Source organism: Sporofaciens sp. St.21A7 (assembly GCF_059728535.1).
On record NZ_BAAGFN010000002.1, the window covers coordinates 232,219 to 248,140 of the forward strand.

General features: G+C 44.6%; 19 protein-coding genes and 2 pseudogenes. 17 read left to right on the forward strand and 4 right to left on the reverse strand.

Annotated elements, in window-relative coordinates; translation table 11 throughout:
• Positions 1-52 precede the first annotated feature (52 nt).
• The 3 genes from AC6I3O_RS27760 (at position 53) to AC6I3O_RS27770 (ending at position 2,067) form a co-directional block, all read left to right on the forward strand.
• Positions 53-913, forward strand: coding sequence for a hypothetical protein (locus tag AC6I3O_RS27760; protein ID WP_497853997.1), 861 nt, complete (start codon positions 53-55; stop codon positions 911-913).
• Positions 914-1,017: 104 nt separating this feature from the next.
• On the forward strand, positions 1,018-1,785 hold the full coding sequence (locus AC6I3O_RS27765; protein ID WP_497853999.1) for a hypothetical protein: 768 nt from the start codon (positions 1,018-1,020) through the stop codon (positions 1,783-1,785).
• 54 nt (positions 1,786-1,839) lie between these two features.
• Positions 1,840-2,067, forward strand: coding sequence for a hypothetical protein (locus AC6I3O_RS27770; protein ID WP_334638605.1), 228 nt, complete (start codon positions 1,840-1,842; stop codon positions 2,065-2,067).
• Here AC6I3O_RS27770 and AC6I3O_RS27775 read toward each other — a convergent pair.
• Entirely contained in the window at positions 2,059-3,342 is a 1,284-nt protein-coding gene (locus AC6I3O_RS27775) for a sensor histidine kinase (RefSeq protein ID WP_497854001.1), read from the reverse strand. The genes AC6I3O_RS27770 and AC6I3O_RS27775 overlap by 9 nt on opposite strands.
• The gene (locus tag AC6I3O_RS27780; protein ID WP_300842354.1) at positions 3,335-4,015 is read right to left on the reverse strand and encodes a response regulator transcription factor; all 681 of its coding nucleotides are present in this window, start codon (positions 4,013-4,015) and stop codon (positions 3,335-3,337) included. The genes AC6I3O_RS27775 and AC6I3O_RS27780 overlap by 8 nt, the downstream gene beginning before the upstream one ends.
• Before the next feature lie 172 nt (positions 4,016-4,187).
• Between AC6I3O_RS27780 and AC6I3O_RS27785 the strand changes: the two genes are divergently transcribed.
• From AC6I3O_RS27785 to AC6I3O_RS27800, 4 genes and pseudogenes are all read left to right on the forward strand, one after another.
• Complete coding sequence (locus AC6I3O_RS27785; RefSeq protein ID WP_497854004.1) at positions 4,188-4,628, forward strand: hypothetical protein; 441 nt, start codon at positions 4,188-4,190, stop codon at positions 4,626-4,628.
• A gap of 62 nt (positions 4,629-4,690) precedes the next feature.
• Positions 4,691-4,978, forward strand: a complete 288-nt coding sequence (locus AC6I3O_RS27790; RefSeq protein ID WP_016220920.1) for a transposase — start codon at positions 4,691-4,693, stop codon at positions 4,976-4,978.
• Entirely contained in the window at positions 4,975-5,892 is a 918-nt protein-coding gene (locus tag AC6I3O_RS27795; RefSeq protein ID WP_497850680.1) for an IS3 family transposase, read from the forward strand. The genes AC6I3O_RS27790 and AC6I3O_RS27795 overlap by 4 nt, the downstream gene beginning before the upstream one ends.
• Positions 5,893-5,952: 60 nt before the next feature.
• Positions 5,953-6,381: pseudogene (locus AC6I3O_RS27800) on the forward strand (M15 family metallopeptidase); the annotation flags it as partial.
• Between the two features lie 47 nt (positions 6,382-6,428).
• On the opposite strand, the gene AC6I3O_RS27805 reads toward AC6I3O_RS27800, so the two are convergent.
• Together AC6I3O_RS27805 and AC6I3O_RS27810 are read right to left on the reverse strand one after the other, a co-directional pair.
• Positions 6,429-7,796: a sensor histidine kinase gene (locus AC6I3O_RS27805; protein ID WP_497854006.1), complete on the reverse strand. Its 1,368-nt coding sequence runs from the start codon at positions 7,794-7,796 to the stop codon at positions 6,429-6,431.
• Between the two features lie 3 nt (positions 7,797-7,799).
• A complete protein-coding gene (locus AC6I3O_RS27810; RefSeq protein ID WP_016220503.1) occupies positions 7,800-8,501 on the reverse strand; it encodes a response regulator transcription factor in 702 nt (233 codons plus the stop codon).
• A 180-nt stretch (positions 8,502-8,681) separates the two neighbouring features.
• On the opposite strand from AC6I3O_RS27810, the gene AC6I3O_RS27815 reads away from it, so the two are divergent.
• The 10 genes and pseudogenes from AC6I3O_RS27815 (at position 8,682) to AC6I3O_RS27860 (ending at position 15,915) form a co-directional block, all read left to right on the forward strand.
• Complete coding sequence (locus tag AC6I3O_RS27815) at positions 8,682-9,446, forward strand: ABC transporter ATP-binding protein (RefSeq protein ID WP_497854009.1); 765 nt, start codon at positions 8,682-8,684, stop codon at positions 9,444-9,446.
• The gene (locus tag AC6I3O_RS27820; protein WP_016220505.1) at positions 9,443-10,168 is read left to right on the forward strand and encodes an ABC transporter permease; all 726 of its coding nucleotides are present in this window, start codon (positions 9,443-9,445) and stop codon (positions 10,166-10,168) included. Before AC6I3O_RS27815 ends, AC6I3O_RS27820 begins: the two co-directional genes overlap by 4 nt.
• 13 nt (positions 10,169-10,181) lie before the next feature.
• Positions 10,182-10,946 carry an ABC transporter permease gene (locus AC6I3O_RS27825; protein ID WP_016220506.1) on the forward strand — a complete coding sequence of 255 codons (765 nt, stop codon included), beginning with the start codon at positions 10,182-10,184 and terminating at the stop codon, positions 10,944-10,946.
• A 290-nt stretch (positions 10,947-11,236) separates the two neighbouring features.
• Positions 11,237-12,034 (forward strand): MerR family transcriptional regulator, encoded by a 798-nt coding sequence (locus AC6I3O_RS27830; protein ID WP_160284432.1) that lies wholly within the window; start codon positions 11,237-11,239, stop codon positions 12,032-12,034.
• A 33-nt stretch (positions 12,035-12,067) separates the two neighbouring features.
• Positions 12,068-12,643: pseudogene (locus tag AC6I3O_RS27835) on the forward strand (ATP-binding cassette domain-containing protein); the annotation flags it as partial.
• Positions 12,640-13,356: an ABC transporter permease gene (locus tag AC6I3O_RS27840; RefSeq protein WP_497854013.1), complete on the forward strand. Its 717-nt coding sequence runs from the start codon at positions 12,640-12,642 to the stop codon at positions 13,354-13,356. The pseudogene AC6I3O_RS27835 and the gene AC6I3O_RS27840, both read left to right, overlap by 4 nt.
• A 230-nt stretch (positions 13,357-13,586) precedes the next feature.
• Positions 13,587-13,913: a type II toxin-antitoxin system RelB/DinJ family antitoxin gene (locus AC6I3O_RS27845; RefSeq protein WP_016220549.1), complete on the forward strand. Its 327-nt coding sequence runs from the start codon at positions 13,587-13,589 to the stop codon at positions 13,911-13,913.
• A 3-nt stretch (positions 13,914-13,916) separates the two neighbouring features.
• Positions 13,917-14,177, forward strand: a complete 261-nt coding sequence (locus tag AC6I3O_RS27850; RefSeq protein WP_497854015.1) for a hypothetical protein — start codon at positions 13,917-13,919, stop codon at positions 14,175-14,177.
• 20 nt (positions 14,178-14,197) lie between these two features.
• The gene (locus AC6I3O_RS27855; protein ID WP_497854018.1) at positions 14,198-15,055 is read left to right on the forward strand and encodes a carbohydrate ABC transporter permease; all 858 of its coding nucleotides are present in this window, start codon (positions 14,198-14,200) and stop codon (positions 15,053-15,055) included.
• Positions 15,055-15,915, forward strand: a complete 861-nt coding sequence (locus AC6I3O_RS27860) for a carbohydrate ABC transporter permease (protein ID WP_497854020.1) — start codon at positions 15,055-15,057, stop codon at positions 15,913-15,915. The genes AC6I3O_RS27855 and AC6I3O_RS27860 overlap by 1 nt, the downstream gene beginning before the upstream one ends.
• The last annotated feature ends 7 nt before the right edge of the window (positions 15,916-15,922 follow it).

A 15,922-nucleotide genomic window follows, 5' to 3' on the forward strand; every position in this document is an offset into this window, starting at 1 on the left:
AGTAAATAATATTGTATTATTGCTACAGATTTTAAGGAACTGAGGTGATAGGATGCAGGACGAGACAAAGCAGGTACAGGAAATTATGGCAAAGCGCACCGCAAAAAACAGCGTGTTCCTGAACCTCTTTCAAGATAAAAGTTATCTGTTAAAGTTGTATAAAACACTCCATCCAGAGGATACCGCAGCTACGGAAGATTCATTAACTGACGTAACCATAGAAAATGTGCTGACAGACAATTTATATAATGACTTAGGCTTTATTGTGGGCAATAAGCTGATGATACTGGTAGAGGCTCAGTCCACATGGACAATGAATATTTTAGTAAGAGTTTTGCTATATCTGGCGCAAAGCTATCACGAATATTTCCAACGTACCAGCCAAAACTACTATAAAAGCAAAAAAGTAAAAATGCCGAAGCCGGAGCTTTATGTGATATTTACGGGCAATAAAGGACGAAAGCCTGATAGAATATCTTTATCAAAAGAATTTTTTGAAGGCGCAGATATTGACATTGAAGTAAAAGCAAAGGTTATCTATGAAAGCAATGAGGACGATATCATTAATCAGTATATTATTTTCTGTAAAGTCTTTAATGAGCAGACAAAAATGCACGGTATGACAAGGAAGGCAGTTACGGAAACAATCCGTATATGCAAGGACAGAAATGTTTTAAGGGATTATCTGCTTAAAAAGGAAAAGGAGGTTGTGACGATTATGATGAGTTTGTTTGATGAAGAACAGATTATGAGATCATTTATTAAAAGCGAAAAGTATGACTTAGCCAAAGAGAAGGCTATACTGATGTTGAGAGATGGTAAAATTACAATAGATGAGGTGAGTTTATACTTTCCAGAATTGCTTGAAAGTGATATAAAAGAACTTGAAGAAGAGATTGTTCAGTTGGTATAAAAAGTTTCTTAAAATATCAACATAAAGACGCATGGAGCAGAGACTGTAAACCATGCGTCTTTTTGATATTCACCATGTAGGAATAAGATATCAGGAGAAAAGGGATGCAGTATGTTGTATGTTATAGCGGCGGGCATAGTTCGGCTCTTGCAGCGGTAGAAACAGTAAGACGGTTTGGAAATGAAAACGTTATTCTTCTAAATCATGATATTAGCTCGAAGGTCGAGTCAATAAAAATCAAAAAGTTTAAGAACCAGGTAGCGGAGTATCTTCAATTGCCGATAACCTACGCAAATTGCGAAGGGTTTGAGCAGAAGACTCCGCTTTCTTTATGTCTGGAGCATGGGAGAGTAAAGTTCCGTTCAGGCCATGAAATTTGTACATATTTTTTAAAAACACAGCCATTTTACCAGTGGCTGGAAGAAAATTATCCGGTTTATGACGGCCAGATGTCCGAAGAGATTGTGCTTATCTATGGTTTTGATGAAAATGAGATACACCGTGTTGCAAGAAGGCGCAGGCATTTGGAAAGCATGGGATATGATACCCTCTATCCTTTAGTGGAGTGGCCGAGAACGATCAATAATATAGAAGAAATAGGTATTTCCAGGCCAAGGGTGTACTTTGAATCAAAGCATGCAAACTGTATTGGATGTCTGAAAGCCGGGAAACAGCATTGGTACAAGGTATACTGCTGCCATCGGGATATTTTTGAAGAAGCAAAGATGGTGGAAGAACAGATTTGTTTCAGCGTGCTCAAATGTGGATATTTAAAGGATTTGGAAGCAGAATTTGAAAAAATGAGACAGGCAAGGGTTCCGGCTACGGAAAATATGGATTCTTACTGGTTCTGGAAATATGCCAGGCAGTAAACCATACAGGAGATGAATGTCGGCAATCCTTGTCGGAAAGTGAGAAGAAGGTTTATGGATGATATAGGAAGATGTGTATGCGGCATGGATGGTCAGAAGTATATCCTTGGACCATGTATATTAAGCGGAAGGCTGTTAATCCATGCGGATAAAAAGACCCGCTTATTTGTAGAAGGGAGCAGCTTTAGTGACGGGGTAATAAGCTGGAGATTTGGAAGAGAATATCCCGAAAAATGCCAGCATTTTCTTACAGGTTCGGCGTTACTGACAGTATTAACTTAACATAACCACAAAGGTTGTACCGCCTCCCGGTGTATCTTCCACCCGGATTTTCCCTTTGTGCATATGGACGATTTCTTGTGCGATACAAAGCCCAAGACCGAAATGCTTCTTGTCTTTGTGCGCCTTGTCACAGCGATAAAAACGCTCAAATATTGACTCTTTCTCTGAATCAGGAATACCGATCCCATTATCTGCGACACGAATGGTAATCCTGCCGGAAGTTTCTGAAAGGGAAAGGCAGACCCGGCCATTTTCCGGAGTATAGCTTAAGGCGTTATCCAGCAGGATAGACAGCACCTGTTCGATACGCTCCCTGTCACAGGAATAAGGGGTGGACAATGTATCCGGCAGGATGAAATCAAGAGAAATATTTTTTTTCAGTGCCAGAGGCTCAAACTTTTCATAGGCCGACAGTACCAGGGTATCCAGTTCTACGTTTGTTTTATTTATGGGGAAATGTGTACTGTCTGAACTGGATAATGTCAGCATGTCATCGATCAGCCGTCCCATTCGTTTCCCTTCCTGCATAATCATTTCAGAGAAATGTTCTGCCTCATCAGCAGAGGCTTTACTCATGGAGGAAAGGCAGGAGAGCATAAGTGCCAGAGGTGAACGCAGCTCATGTGAGGCTGCTGCTATAAATTCTGTCTGCTTCTGGCGGTTTATGATTAAGGGGCGGATCATGTGCCATGTGTAGAACCAGAAAAATATCCCAAGTAAGATAATCCCCAAAACATCCGCACCGGCAAATAAAACCCGGCTTACGTTTGTGGAATGGGATAATTCCGTTAAAGGCTGCAGAACAGCGGTATTCAGTATATGGCTGTTTTTCGGGATCAGTGCGATACAGGCATAGTATTTCTTTCCGCCTGTATGCAGTTCAAAAGAAGCATTGGAAGAAAGTTTTGTGTCTGAGGTGATGGACTCTTCCGTAAGTCCGTATTCGTCCCGGGCTGTCTTTCTTGCCAAAGCAAATATTCTGGGATCCAGCCGTTGAGGTGACAGGTCTTCGAATATCAGTTTTGTCCCGTTATCCTGAATGTCCATCTCGAACTTTGTATCTGCTTTTAGCTGTGAGAACCATTCAAGAGAAAGCACAGACTGGCTCTCGATCTGGTGGATCAGCATAGCAGCTTTCAATTCAAAATTAGAAAAATAGCTTTCCCTGGCCTCTGCTTCAGAAAAAGAGATGCAGATTAAGGACATCAGAAGCAGGATCAGGCCGCTTATAAAGGTGCAGAAGAGGGTCAGCCGGATATGAAGCCGTTTAAACATAAGGCACCTCCAGACGATATCCGATACCCCGCACCGTTTTAAGCTGCAGGGTGCTTCTCACTCCTTTCAGCCGGCGACGCAGGAGATAAATATAGTTATCCAGATTCCCATCCTCCACGGAAGCGTCCGGTCCCCATACTCTGGAAAGAAGGGAGGCGCGGGGAATCGTCATGCCGGGGTTGCGAAGAAATATTTCCAGTAAATTTCCCTCTCTTGCCGAAAGAGAGCAGGAATTTTTATTACAGTATAAAACCTTCTGCTTCACATCAAAAGAAATATCCCCCAATTTTAAAGGTTTGTCGCCCTCCCACCTGGCAGGGCGCCGTAAAATGCTGTGTATTCTGGCAAGGAGCTCCTCGAAATCAAAGGGTTTTACAAGGTAATCGTCCGCTCCGCATTCAAGGCCGGTGACTTTGTCTTGCAATGCTCCCATGGCAGTTATAAAAATAATGGGTGTATAGATGTCCTTTTCCCGTGTGATTTTTAAGACGGAGATTCCGTCCAATACGGGAATCATCCGGTCCAGCAGGATCAGGTCATGCGCCTGCTGCTCAATAAAGTGTAGGCCATCCACACCGTCATGGCAGATATCTGTCTCAAAATGTTCCCGTTCCAACTGGAAGCGCAGGGTCTCTGCCAGTGATTTGTCGTCTTCTATAATTAAAATTCGCATGAAGTAGCCCTGCCTTTCGTTTTGTATTCTGTCAATGCAGCCTGGATATTACTGATTATATCACAGAAACCTCTAAGAAACCTCTAAAAAAGCTTTTTCAGTTTAGAGATAGTTTAGAGATTAGTAAGGTATAATATTGTCCGGATATTGTGACAGTACCAAGGAGGAAAATATGGGAACAGATTTACACAGCAGAAGGCAGAGAAATCATGGACGTAAATTAAAGAAAGTGTTGTTTATTGGTTTTTTAGCAGGACTGGTATGCGGATTACTGCTTGGAGCTTTGACTTTTATCATCGGAAATGCATGGAAGGAAAAAAGAAATGAAGCCGGAAATGCTGCGAAAAAAAATAAAGAAGTTTCCAGACAGGCTTCATTTCATGGAAATGCGGCGACAGTCGGCTTAAATACAGATACTTATCCGTCTAAAAAGGATGACTGGAGACTGGTGCTGGTCAATGAATCCCATCCTTTGGATGAAGGATGGAAACCGGAACTTGCGGAAGTTGTGAAAGACCGTTATGTGGATGCCCGGATTCTGGATGCGGCGGCAAAAATGCTGGAAGATGCGGCTGGTGCGGGAATGAGCCTGTTGGTGTTAGAATATAATTAGTACAAGTTAGACATGGAAAATTCCCAACAGGAAAGTATAATAGAACAGATGGAGGAATGAACATGGCTACACAATATACAGAAGAATTTAAGAATGATGCAGTAAGGTATTGGAAGGAACATCCAGAGCTTGGGATTGCTAAGTGTGCAAAGAATCTGGGGATTAGTAAGACAGCTCTTTCTAACTGGAGAAAGATATATGATGCAAATGAGGGGACAGTCCCAACCAGAGGAAGGGGGAATTTTGAGAGTGATGATGCAAAGGAACTTGCACGCCTGCGTAAAGAGCTACGTGATACACAAGATGCTTTAGATATCTTAAAAAAAGCAATCGGCATACTGGGAAAATGACAGAGGCTCTCTTCCTGGAGACTGCCCGGTATGAAGAGCAGCTTCTGGAAGAGGGGAAACGCTGGCCGAATGTCTCTGGTGTGCTGAGGATCTTAGGTGTTTCAAGAAGCGGATACCTTGCATGGAAAAACCGCCTCCCTTCCACCCGGGAGAAGAGAAAGGAGCAGATAAAAGAGAGGATCGTTGAGATTTATCAGGAATCCCATCAGAATTATGGAGCCCCCAAAATAGCAGAATGTCTGCGCAGGGAAGGAGAAAAAATAGCAGACAAAACAGTGGGGAATTATATGAGGGAATTGGGGATCAAAGCACAGTACGTGAAACCTTATACCGTTACAACAATCGAACCGGATCTAAGCAGTAGGCTGAGAAATATTCTGAAAGAAAAATTTAATCCGGAAGAACCGGATGCAGTCTGGTGTTCGGATATCACTTATATCTGGACTTACGAGGGCTTTGTATACTTAACGAGTATTATGGATCTGTACTCGAGAAAGATCATCTCATGGGTATTAAGTAATACATTAGAAGCAAAACATGTCGTAAAAGCGGTAGAAAAGGCAAAAAGAAGGAGGAATGTGGAGAAACCCTTAATTCTGCATACAGACCGGGGGATCCAGTATGTGTGCAGGGAGTATGTAGAGGCAACCATTGGAATGAAGAGAAGTTATTCGAAAAAAGCGTATCCATGGGATAATGCCTGTATTGAATCCTTTCATGCATTGATCAAAAGAGAATGGCTGAATCGATTTAAAATAAAAAATTATGAACATGCCTATAAATTGGTATTTGAATACATAGAGACATTTTATAATACGGTAAGAATCCACAGTCATTGTGGATATCTATCACCAAATGAATACGAGAATGTGTATGAACAGAAATTGAATAAGATGGAAAGATTGGCTGGATAAAAAATGGAAGGTTGTAAGAAAAGTTCACTTTTAACTTGTACTTTTTCTTGACATAGTACCATGTATGTCTGTTCTGCATATCGGGATTATGAGAAGCAAAGGGAGATTTTCGACAGCAGCATGGCAGACCGGCTTTCTCAGGGGTATGGACCGCTGGACGCATATGAAGAAACAAAAAAATCCGTGGCGTTTCCGGGAACGAGTGAGCATGCCACCGGGCTTGCGCTGGACATTACATCCGCACAGTATGTGGAACTGAATGAGAAGCAGGCAGATACAGAGGAAGCGAAGTGGCTTGCCGCTAACAGCTGGAAATATGGGTTTGTACTGCGGTATCCTCCTGAAAAGGCAGATGTAACAGGGATAATCTATGAACCCTGGCATTATCGTTATGTGGGGCAGGAGGCAGCAAAAGAAATGACAGAAAAAAATATCACACTGGAAGAATATAATGGCAGACTTAAGGGAGATAAAAACGAATTGGAGTAAAGAGAAAGGAAAAGACAAGGTGCGAATCGGAGCCTTGTCTTTTCCTTTCAGGAAAGCAGCTTTTGAAATGCCAAAATTGTTTTATATCCATTCTGCGGCGTACTTTCCATTTTCATTGTTCCGCCGTGCGCCTCCACAATCTGCCTTACCAGCAATAGCCCAAGCCCATGCCGCAGGTCCAGTCGTTCGTCGGTACTCTTCATATAGTGCGGTTTTTCTTCCAGTTCCCGCAGCTTTTCGGCGGACAGGCCTACGCCATTGTCGGCAACGGTGAGAAAAATAGCCGTGTCAGAGCAGGCAAGCCGCAAGCTGATGGTACAACCCTGCGGGTTGTGACGGATACTGTTCTGTACCAGATTGCCAACTGCCCGTGAGATCAGCCGCGCGTCACATTCTATGACCGCAGTTTCAGCATCTTTGGAAATTTCCGTTTCTAACGAATATTTTTCAGGGATACCGGCATTGAGCAATTCCACCGCATATGAGCGCAGCAGTCTGGAGGGGCGTACCGGAGCCTTTGTGAGCGGCTGCATATCGTATTCCAACTGTGATACCAGATTCAAGTCCTGTACCAGGTCTTTGATTTTTGCGCTCTGTGCCCGGATAATCTCTGCCTCCTGCTGAATATTTCCGCTGGCTGCATGGTCGCGGGCAATCCGCTCAGCATAACCCATAATCATAGAAAGCGGGGTGCGTATATCATGGGAGACACCGCTGATCCAGTTGGCGCGGGCCTGGTTCTGCCTGCTTAATACCTGGGATGCCTGATTCACACTGTCAGCAATTTCCGACAACTCGCCGTGAATAGACAGGCTGACGGGCCTGCCGGCAGACAGTGTTTTAATCGAGGTCATGATCGGTTCCGTGTTTTTGGAAATCTTACGTTTGGAAAAATAGTAGACCAGGAACAAAAGCAATATGTCTGCCGCCAGGATGCCCGTTACGAAAAGTGGAAAAATCCTGACTGCCCGCATAGGAAGATAGTTTCCCGTCAGTTTCATAAAGCTGTCTTTCGGGTAGCCCAGTACCAGCAGGCCCTCTTCCATACTCCGCACAAAAACGGGATACTCCTTAAGATAGCCTTTTGAGAATACGGCGATATCCTGGGCTCTGTACTGTGTTGGTACTTCCTCCGGCAAAGACACCGACCAGTCACAGCTCCCGCCCTCATCCAGATACATGGCCCAGATTTGGTTACGGTTCAGTTCCTGCACCGTTTCTTCTGATATGCCGGAAACAGACAGATCAGCGGCCACTCTCTCCAGCATATTTGCAGGGGACGCCGCGCCGTATTCCTGGAATACAATCCCCCCAAATGTCAGAGAAAACGCCAGGATGTTGACAAGTAAAAGGATCAGAACAAAGGCAAAAAAGGAAAGGAGATACTTTGATATATATTTTCCAAATGCTTTCATCGGTTATTTCCTCGCCAGCAGCTTATAGCCCAGCCCCTTAACCGTCAGCAGGGAAACCGGCTTTGACGGGTCTGCCTCGATCTTCCCCCGAATGCGGCGCACATGGGCGTTCAGGCTGTTTTCATAGCCAAAAGGATTGTCGCCCCACAGGGCTTCGCAGAGCGTGTCCACAGTCACAATGCGTCCCTCATTCTTCGCAAGGGTTTCCAGCAGCTTATGCTCCATCGCCGTCAAAGGAAGTACCTCACTGCCATTGTCTACTTCGGCCCGGCTGAAATCCACCGTACAGCTATGAAGCTTCAAAATTGGCTCGTCCTCCTTGTAGCAACGGCGCAAAACTGCGTAGATCCGCAGTAAAAATTCCTGGGGAAGAAAGGGCTTCGCGATATAATCATCGGCTCCAAGGCCAAGGCCTGCCAGCTTGTCTGCTGCCTCGTCACGGGCTGTCAGAAAAATGATGGGAATGTCCGTCCATGTGCGTATCTGTCTCATCAGGGAAAACCCGTCACCGTCCGGGAGCATCACATCCAGAATCGCAAGATCAGGCTTTTCCGCTTTGGCGGCGGCAATTCCCTCTTTCATATTGGGGGCAGTAACAAGATACTGAAAGCCCTCATCTGTTAATATAGCTGTTATCATTTTCAAAAGCTCCGGTTCGTCATCAACCAGCAGGAGCTTCTTACTGTGTAAAAATGTATTGTCCATCGCGGCACCTCCCCGACAAGCTGTACAACCTACATCAATTGTGTTTTTGTCAGCTCGATTATAGCATAGCCTGTCTGCCTTGTGAACGGCTCTTTGAAAAAGTAAGGTAAAAGTAAGGACGTGGGAGCGTAGATGTCAGATTGATGTTGTACCATAGAAATATCGAAAGGAGATGTTTGTATGGACTACATTATTACAACAGAACAGTTGACGAAAAAATACAAAAACTTTACTTCCGTCAACAATGTTTCGCTTCACATTCAAAAAGGCAGTATTTATGGTTTCTTAGGTCCCAACGGTGCCGGAAAATCTACGACTATGAAAATGCTGCTGGGATTGACCGCTCCCACAAAGGGCAGCTTTACCATTGACGGAAAGCACTTTCCTGATGACCGGATTGCCATTCTCAAAGAGATTGGTTCATTCATTGAATCACCTTCTTTTTATGCAAATTTGACCGGCCGGGAAAATCTTGACATCATCCGCAGAATTTTGGGGCTGCCGAAAGATTCTGTTGAGGATGCATTGGATTTGGTTGGCCTGACCGAATTTGGCGGACGGCTGGCAAAGAAATATTCGCTGGGTATGAAACAGCGTCTGGGGCTTGCCGGAGCACTGCTGGGGAGACCACCGATCCTGATTCTGGATGAACCGACGAACGGCCTCGACCCCTCCGGCATCCATGAAATCCGAAATCTGGTGAAGTCTCTGCCTGACCTGTATGACTGTACGGTTCTGATTTCGTCTCACATGCTGTCAGAAATTGAGCTGATGGCAGATGACATCGGTATCCTCAATCATGGACGGCTGCTGTTTGAGGGCAGTTTAGATGAGCTGCGTCAGAGAGCTTTGCATTCTGGATTTGCAGCGGATAATCTGGAAGATATGTTTCTCTCTATGGTAGAAAAGGATAACGCCGTCAGAAAGCAGAGGGCAGACCTATGAACGCACTTGGGATCGAACTTCGGAAAGAGAAAAGAACCGGCGTCATTTCCGTATTGCTGGCCGCAGGCATTTTAGGAGCTGCATACGCATTTGTCAACTTTATTGTGCGGAAAGATACGCTTTTGAACCTGCCGCTGGCTCCTATGGATGTTCTGCTGACACAGCTTTATGGCATGATCGTGGTTCTGAATATGTTTGGGATCGTAGTCGCTTCCTGCATGGCTTACAACATGGAGTTTAAGGGAAACGCAGTCAAAAAAATGTATATGCTGCCTATGAGCGTTCCGGGGATGTACCTTTGCAAATTTCTGATCCTGACCTTTATGCTTTTGGCAGCGATAATTCTGCAAAATCTTGCGCTTGCCAAAATCGGGCTGACAGACCTGCCGCAGGGCTCATTTGAAATGATGACGGTCATCCGCTTTACGGCATATTCGTTTATTACCGCTATGCCGGTACTGGCCTTTATGCTGCTGATTTCTTCACGGTTTGAAAACATGTGGGTTCCCCTCGGCGTCGGTGTCGCGGGATTTTTAAGCGGTATGGCGCTGGCAAATTCGGATATGGCTATTCTGATGGCACACCCTTTTGTTGTGATGCTGAAACCGGCGGTTGCAATGAGCGCACAGCCGGATGGAACCGTTATCATTGCTTCTCTGATTGAAACACTTTTGTTTCTTGCCATCGGCCTATGGATGGCAAAAAATCTTCGTTATGAATAGGAGGATGACTGAAATGAGTTTTTTGGAATTACTCAAAATCGAGTTTATGAAAGTGAAACGATCCAAAATCGTGCCCCTGATCTTTATTGCCCCGCTGTTGGTGGTCGCTTCCGGGATCGCGAATCTGAGCAGTTATTTCACGCCGGAATATACAAATGCGTGGCCTGCGATGTTTATTCAAAGCGCTTTGGTTTACGCTTACTATCTGCTTCCGTTTAGCATGATCGTGGTCTGTGTGATGATTGCGGGACGGGAAACGGGAAACAATGGCATCCTGAAAATGCTGGCCTTACCGGTCAGCCGGCATATGCTTTCTATCGCCAAATTCTGTGTGCTGGTGTTTTACCTGTTCATGGAAATGGTTGTATTCCTTGTAGTATTCGTAACAGCAGGGCTGTACGCCACGCACACGATGGGGATTACGGAAACATTGCCCGTTCTTTATTTACTGAAATGGTGTGTTGGTTTATTCCTTACCATGCTGCCCTGTGTAGCGATGATGTGGGCGATTACCGTATTGTTTGAAAAACCGCTTCTTTCCGTGGGAATGAACCTGCTCCTTGTAATTCCCGGCGTTCTGGCAGCGAATACGCCGCTTTGGATTGCATACCCGTATTGTTACAGCGGTTATCTGGTGTCCTGCTCACTTCATGACTTTACAGCAGAATCCTCCGGTACTGCGTTTTCGTATTTTCCGTTCCTGCCCTGTGCGATATTGATGTTTAGCCTGGTATTCGCCCTGGCAGTCACACAATTTGGTAAAAAAGAAATGAGGTAAAAACTATGAAAAATAAGACTTCTGTCGGTGGTCTGTGTACGAAACAAAGAAAGCCGCAGTACCGTAAATATCATTTCTATGGTGGTTAGTGTCCTGTGGATTCTGATGATGGCGGGGATTGTTGTTCTTGCCCTGTTTATCAATTTTGTTCAGTAAGAGAGGTATCAGAAATTATTTTTGCATAAGTACGAAAGGCGGCAGAGGAATCTTGCCGCCTAAAAATTTCTCAAAAATATCTTGCTTGTTACGTCGCGTAATGATTTATAATACGTTTCAGGAGGTAAAGGACTATGTCAAAATACAGGGCAATTCCAGACGGATATATGACAGTTGGTGAAGTTGCGAAGAAAGTAGGAACAACTGTCCGAACTTTGCAATATTACGACAAAGAGGGATTACTCTCTCCATCAGCAGAAAGTGAGGGCGGGCGCAGGCTTTATACGGATAAAGATTTAGTTATACTTCATCAGATTTTGTCCTTGAAATCATTAGGATTTTCTTTGAATGATATAAAGCAACGCTTAATTCCTTTAGAAACACCGACTGATGTAGCAACTGCCCTTACCAAACAGGCAGATAGCATACAAGAGAAAATAGAACAGCTAACAGCTTCTTTGACAGCAATCAAACAGTTAAAGACAGAAGTGTTACAAATGCGGACAGTCAATTTTAAGAAATATGCAGATATTATTGTCAATCTGCAAATAAAAAATGACTCTTACTATCTTATTAAGCGTTTCGATGACGATATGCTTGACCATATACGTAATCAATTCGACAGAGAAAGTGGTTTAGATTTTATGGACAGATTTAATCGTTTGAGCGATGAAATTGTACAATTGCAAAAGGAAAATGTACTCCCCGAAAGTGAAAAGTGTCAGCAGATTGTAAAAGAATATTGGGGCCTGATTATGGAATTTACAAATGGCGATATGAGTATGCTGCCGAAATTGATGGAAATAGGAAATATTGATACTGCTGCAAATGCCTGGGAAGAAAGACAAAAAATTGTAAACGACTATTTAGAGCCAGCTTTGCAAGTTTACTTTTCAAAACTCGGAGTAAATCCGTTTGAGGAGGTGGAATGATGAACCGTGCAATACAAGTTAGTGAGTTAAGGAAAAGCTATGGAGGCTATAAAGCTGTTTGCAAAATGGAATAGGACAGAGATTGACTACTCTATGCTTCATACTCTTGGTATCAAAGAAATTGAGAAAAAGCAGTATGCCAGGCTGTCCACAGGGCAAAAAAGGCGTCTGCATCTTGCCCTTGCGCTTATCAGCAATCCAGATATTATTTTCCTCGATGAGCCGACCGCGGGGCTAGATGCCCTGGGCAGACTTTCACTTCATGAGCAAATCCGAAAGCTCAAATCACAAGGAAAAACAATTGTTTTGGCAAGCCATGATATGGCGGAGGTAGAAGCCTTATGTGACCGTATTGCCATTTTAAATCACGGAAATATTGTTTTTTGCGGCACAGCTTCGGAACTTACAGACAAGGTTGGGAAAAAATATTTTATCCATATCAAAACACAGCAAGGGGAGAGGACTTTTGAAACGGACAATATAGAAGATAGTTTGATTGCTCTGCTTGGTGAGTTGAAAGAAAAGGGAACCCATGTGATAGATATTAAAGTTGACCGTGGCACACTGGAACAGCATTTTATGGAAATGACAAGGAGGGGATCAGAATGAGTGGGTTTTTATACGGCGTTGCGTTACAGTGGAAATTGGATATACGAAGCAAATCCTTGTTAGTCACCTGCTATGTCATTCCGCTTATATTTTTTCTTCTTATGGGCGGTATTTTCACTTCTGTTATGCCCGATATGAGATGTACGCTCATCCAATCTATGGTTGTAATGAGTGTTTCAATGGGGGCGTTTATTGGATTGCCACCATCGCTGATTGAAACATATGGAAGCGATATAAACAAAGTTTATAAAGCAAACGGAGTGCCTGTCTATTTAGGTCTTGTTACAATGTTTCTTTCCGCATTTATACATTTGATGATTTCCTGTGCTGTGATAGTGCTGCTGGCTCCCGTGCTATTTGAAGCAGTTTTACCAGCACAACTTCCGATTTTCTTTTTTGCACTTGCCATATACATTATTGTGTCATTAAGCATTGGAAGTATTTTAGGATTGATTATAAAAAATCAAGCGAAATTTACAATGATAGCGCAGTTAGTGTTTCTGCCCTCAATTATGCTTTCGGGAATTATGTTTCCCATTGATTTGTTACCTGTTTTTCTTGAAGCGACAGGGCGTTTTTTCCCCGCTTCCTGGGGATACCGATTGATGCTGGATAATGGTTTTTGCTTTGAGAATCTGTGGTATCTAATCCTTGTCTTTTTTACGGCAGTAATTGTATGTGGTATGCTTTTGAAGAAACAAAAATCAAAATAGTTGGGGGGACCCTCTCGTCACTGATCAGCTGTAATATCCGGACTGATATTTTTATTCAGGAAACCACAGATGCCTGCCTTTTTTGCTTCATGTCTGTATACGGGCAGGAATAAGAAACGGATGGATATTATTTGAAATTGTTGTCAGTGTGGGGCGTGGAGAGCACCCGAAGTTTTTTCTGCTTTACAATGTAATGACAATGTTGTATAATGGCTGTAGGAGGGATGATTATGGCAAACACATCATTACTGCAGGTGCGGACTTCTGCAGAGGATAAGGAAAAGGCATCCGCGATACTGGAAAAGCTGGGGACGAACCTGTCAGCAGTTGTAAATATGCTCATCAAGCAGATAATTATCACGGAAGGGATTCCGTTTGAGGTAAAGATGGGCCGTCCTGTGTATTCGGCAGAAGAGGCGGTAGACGAAGTGAGGGCGACAATGGCGTTTGAAAACATGGATCTGACAAAAGAGGATGTCCGGATGCTGTATGCTTATAAGAATGGTGATGTTTCGGGTGATGACCTGCGCCGGGAAATTCTGGGAGGTGCAAAGTAGCGTATGCCGGATGAGTTATACTGCTACCTTGATATTGCAAAGGGGAATATGTTCTGCAATGCCATGTTTCTTTTCGGGCAGGCGGAGGAGATTTTTGGGAAGCTCATGGGACTGGCAGAATCACTGAAAACGCCTGCGCTGCAGGATGAAGTGATCAAGGAAGCGGTATTGGAGCAGGGGGAGAAGGTGCTGGGTGGCGAAGCGGATCCAAAGGAAGCGGCGGCTGCGGTTGCACAGAAGGTGAATCTTTATCTGGCGGAATAGAGAGTTTCGGTGAGGCTGTGATGATGAATCAGAAAATGAAAACCAGGGGCAGGAAGGATTTGAGGGGTCTGCTGTGGATTCTGCCGAGCTTTCTTGGAGTATCTGTTTTATATCTCCTGCCCTATCTGGATGTATTTCGCCGCTCCTTTACCGGGGCGGTGGATGAACAGTTTGCGGGGCTTAATAACTACAGGAATGTGCTTGGGAATACGGTGTTTTTACTGGCATTAAAGAATACGCTTCGGTTTACGCTGGTCTGCATTCCTATATTGATTTTGGCATCCCTGCTGTGTGCGATCCTTCTGTCTGGAAGTAAATATGGAGGGATTATAAAGAGTGCGTTCCTGATGCCGATGGCATTGCCGGCAGTCTCTGTGGCTCTGCTGTGGCGGCTTTTGTTCCATTCCCAGGGTCTGGCGAACCAGTGGATGGGGCGGTTTGGTATGGAGGGGAGCGACTGGATGAATACCGGGAAAGCATTCTGGATACTGGTGGCCAGCTATATCTGGAGAAACCTGGGTTATGACATCATTTTGTGGATGGCGGGGCTCTCCGGGATTTCGGAGAGCATTTATGAGGCCGCGAGAGTAGACGGGGCGGGTGAATGGCAGTGTTTCTTAAGAATCACGCTGCCGAATCTCAAATCTTCCCTGTATACCATCACAGTATTGTCTTTCCTGAACTCATTCAAGGTGTTCCGGGAAGCCTATCTGGTTGCGGGGAACTATCCCCATGAAAGTATCTATATGACGCAGCATTTGTTTAATAACTGGTTTCAGTCCTTTTCGTTTGACAAATTATCCGCAGCGGCGGTGATGGAGGGCGGAGTGTTATTGTTTGTGATTCTGCTCTTACAGAAAGTATGGAGGATGGATTGATGTATTTTCGGTTGCATTTAGGAAGAAAGGCAGTATGGATCCTTTTAATTGTGCTGGCTCTCCTGGCGGTTTATCCGGTGATTTTTCTAAGCGCAGGCTCACTTATGGGGGCAGATGAACTGGAAGACTGTCTCGGGGCGGTGGTTTCCGGGGCGGAAGGATATGCGAGCTTTCCGGCACTTCCCAGATATCCGACGCTTCAGCATTTTGCAGAGGTACTTTTGGATTCGCCGGAGTTTTTCGTCATGTTCTGGAATTCTATCCTGATCACGTTCGGAGTCCTTGGAGGGCAGTTTGTGGCAGGAACCATGGCGGCATGGGGATTTGCCAGATACGAATTTCCATGTAAAAGAGGGATTTTTCTGCTCTATATCGTACTCATGCTGCTGCCGTTTCAGGTGCTGATGCTTTCCGATTATCTGCTGCTGGACCGCCTGCGGCTGCTTGACAGTCTGTGGGCAGTCATTCTGCCTGGTATGTTTTCTACATTCCCGGTTTTTATCATGTACCGGTTCTTTGCGGAGATCCCGGACAGCTTAATCGAGTCGGCAAGGCTTGACGGGGCCAGGGAGTGGCAGTTGTTCTGGTATCTTGCACTTCCCATGGGATCTTCCGGGATTATTGCGGCGCTGGTGCTTGGGTTTCTGGAATATTGGAGCCTGATTGAGCAGCCTCTGACATTTATCAAGGATAAAAGCAAGCTGCCATTGTCTGTTTTCCTGCCGGATCTTACGATGACGGGGAAAGCAGGGTTTCTGTTTGCCGTATCGGTTGTTACCTTCCTTCCGGCAATCATAGTATTTATGGGAGGCCGGGATTATCTGGAACAGGGAATTATGGCAGGGGCGGTAAAAGAATAGTGAGGTG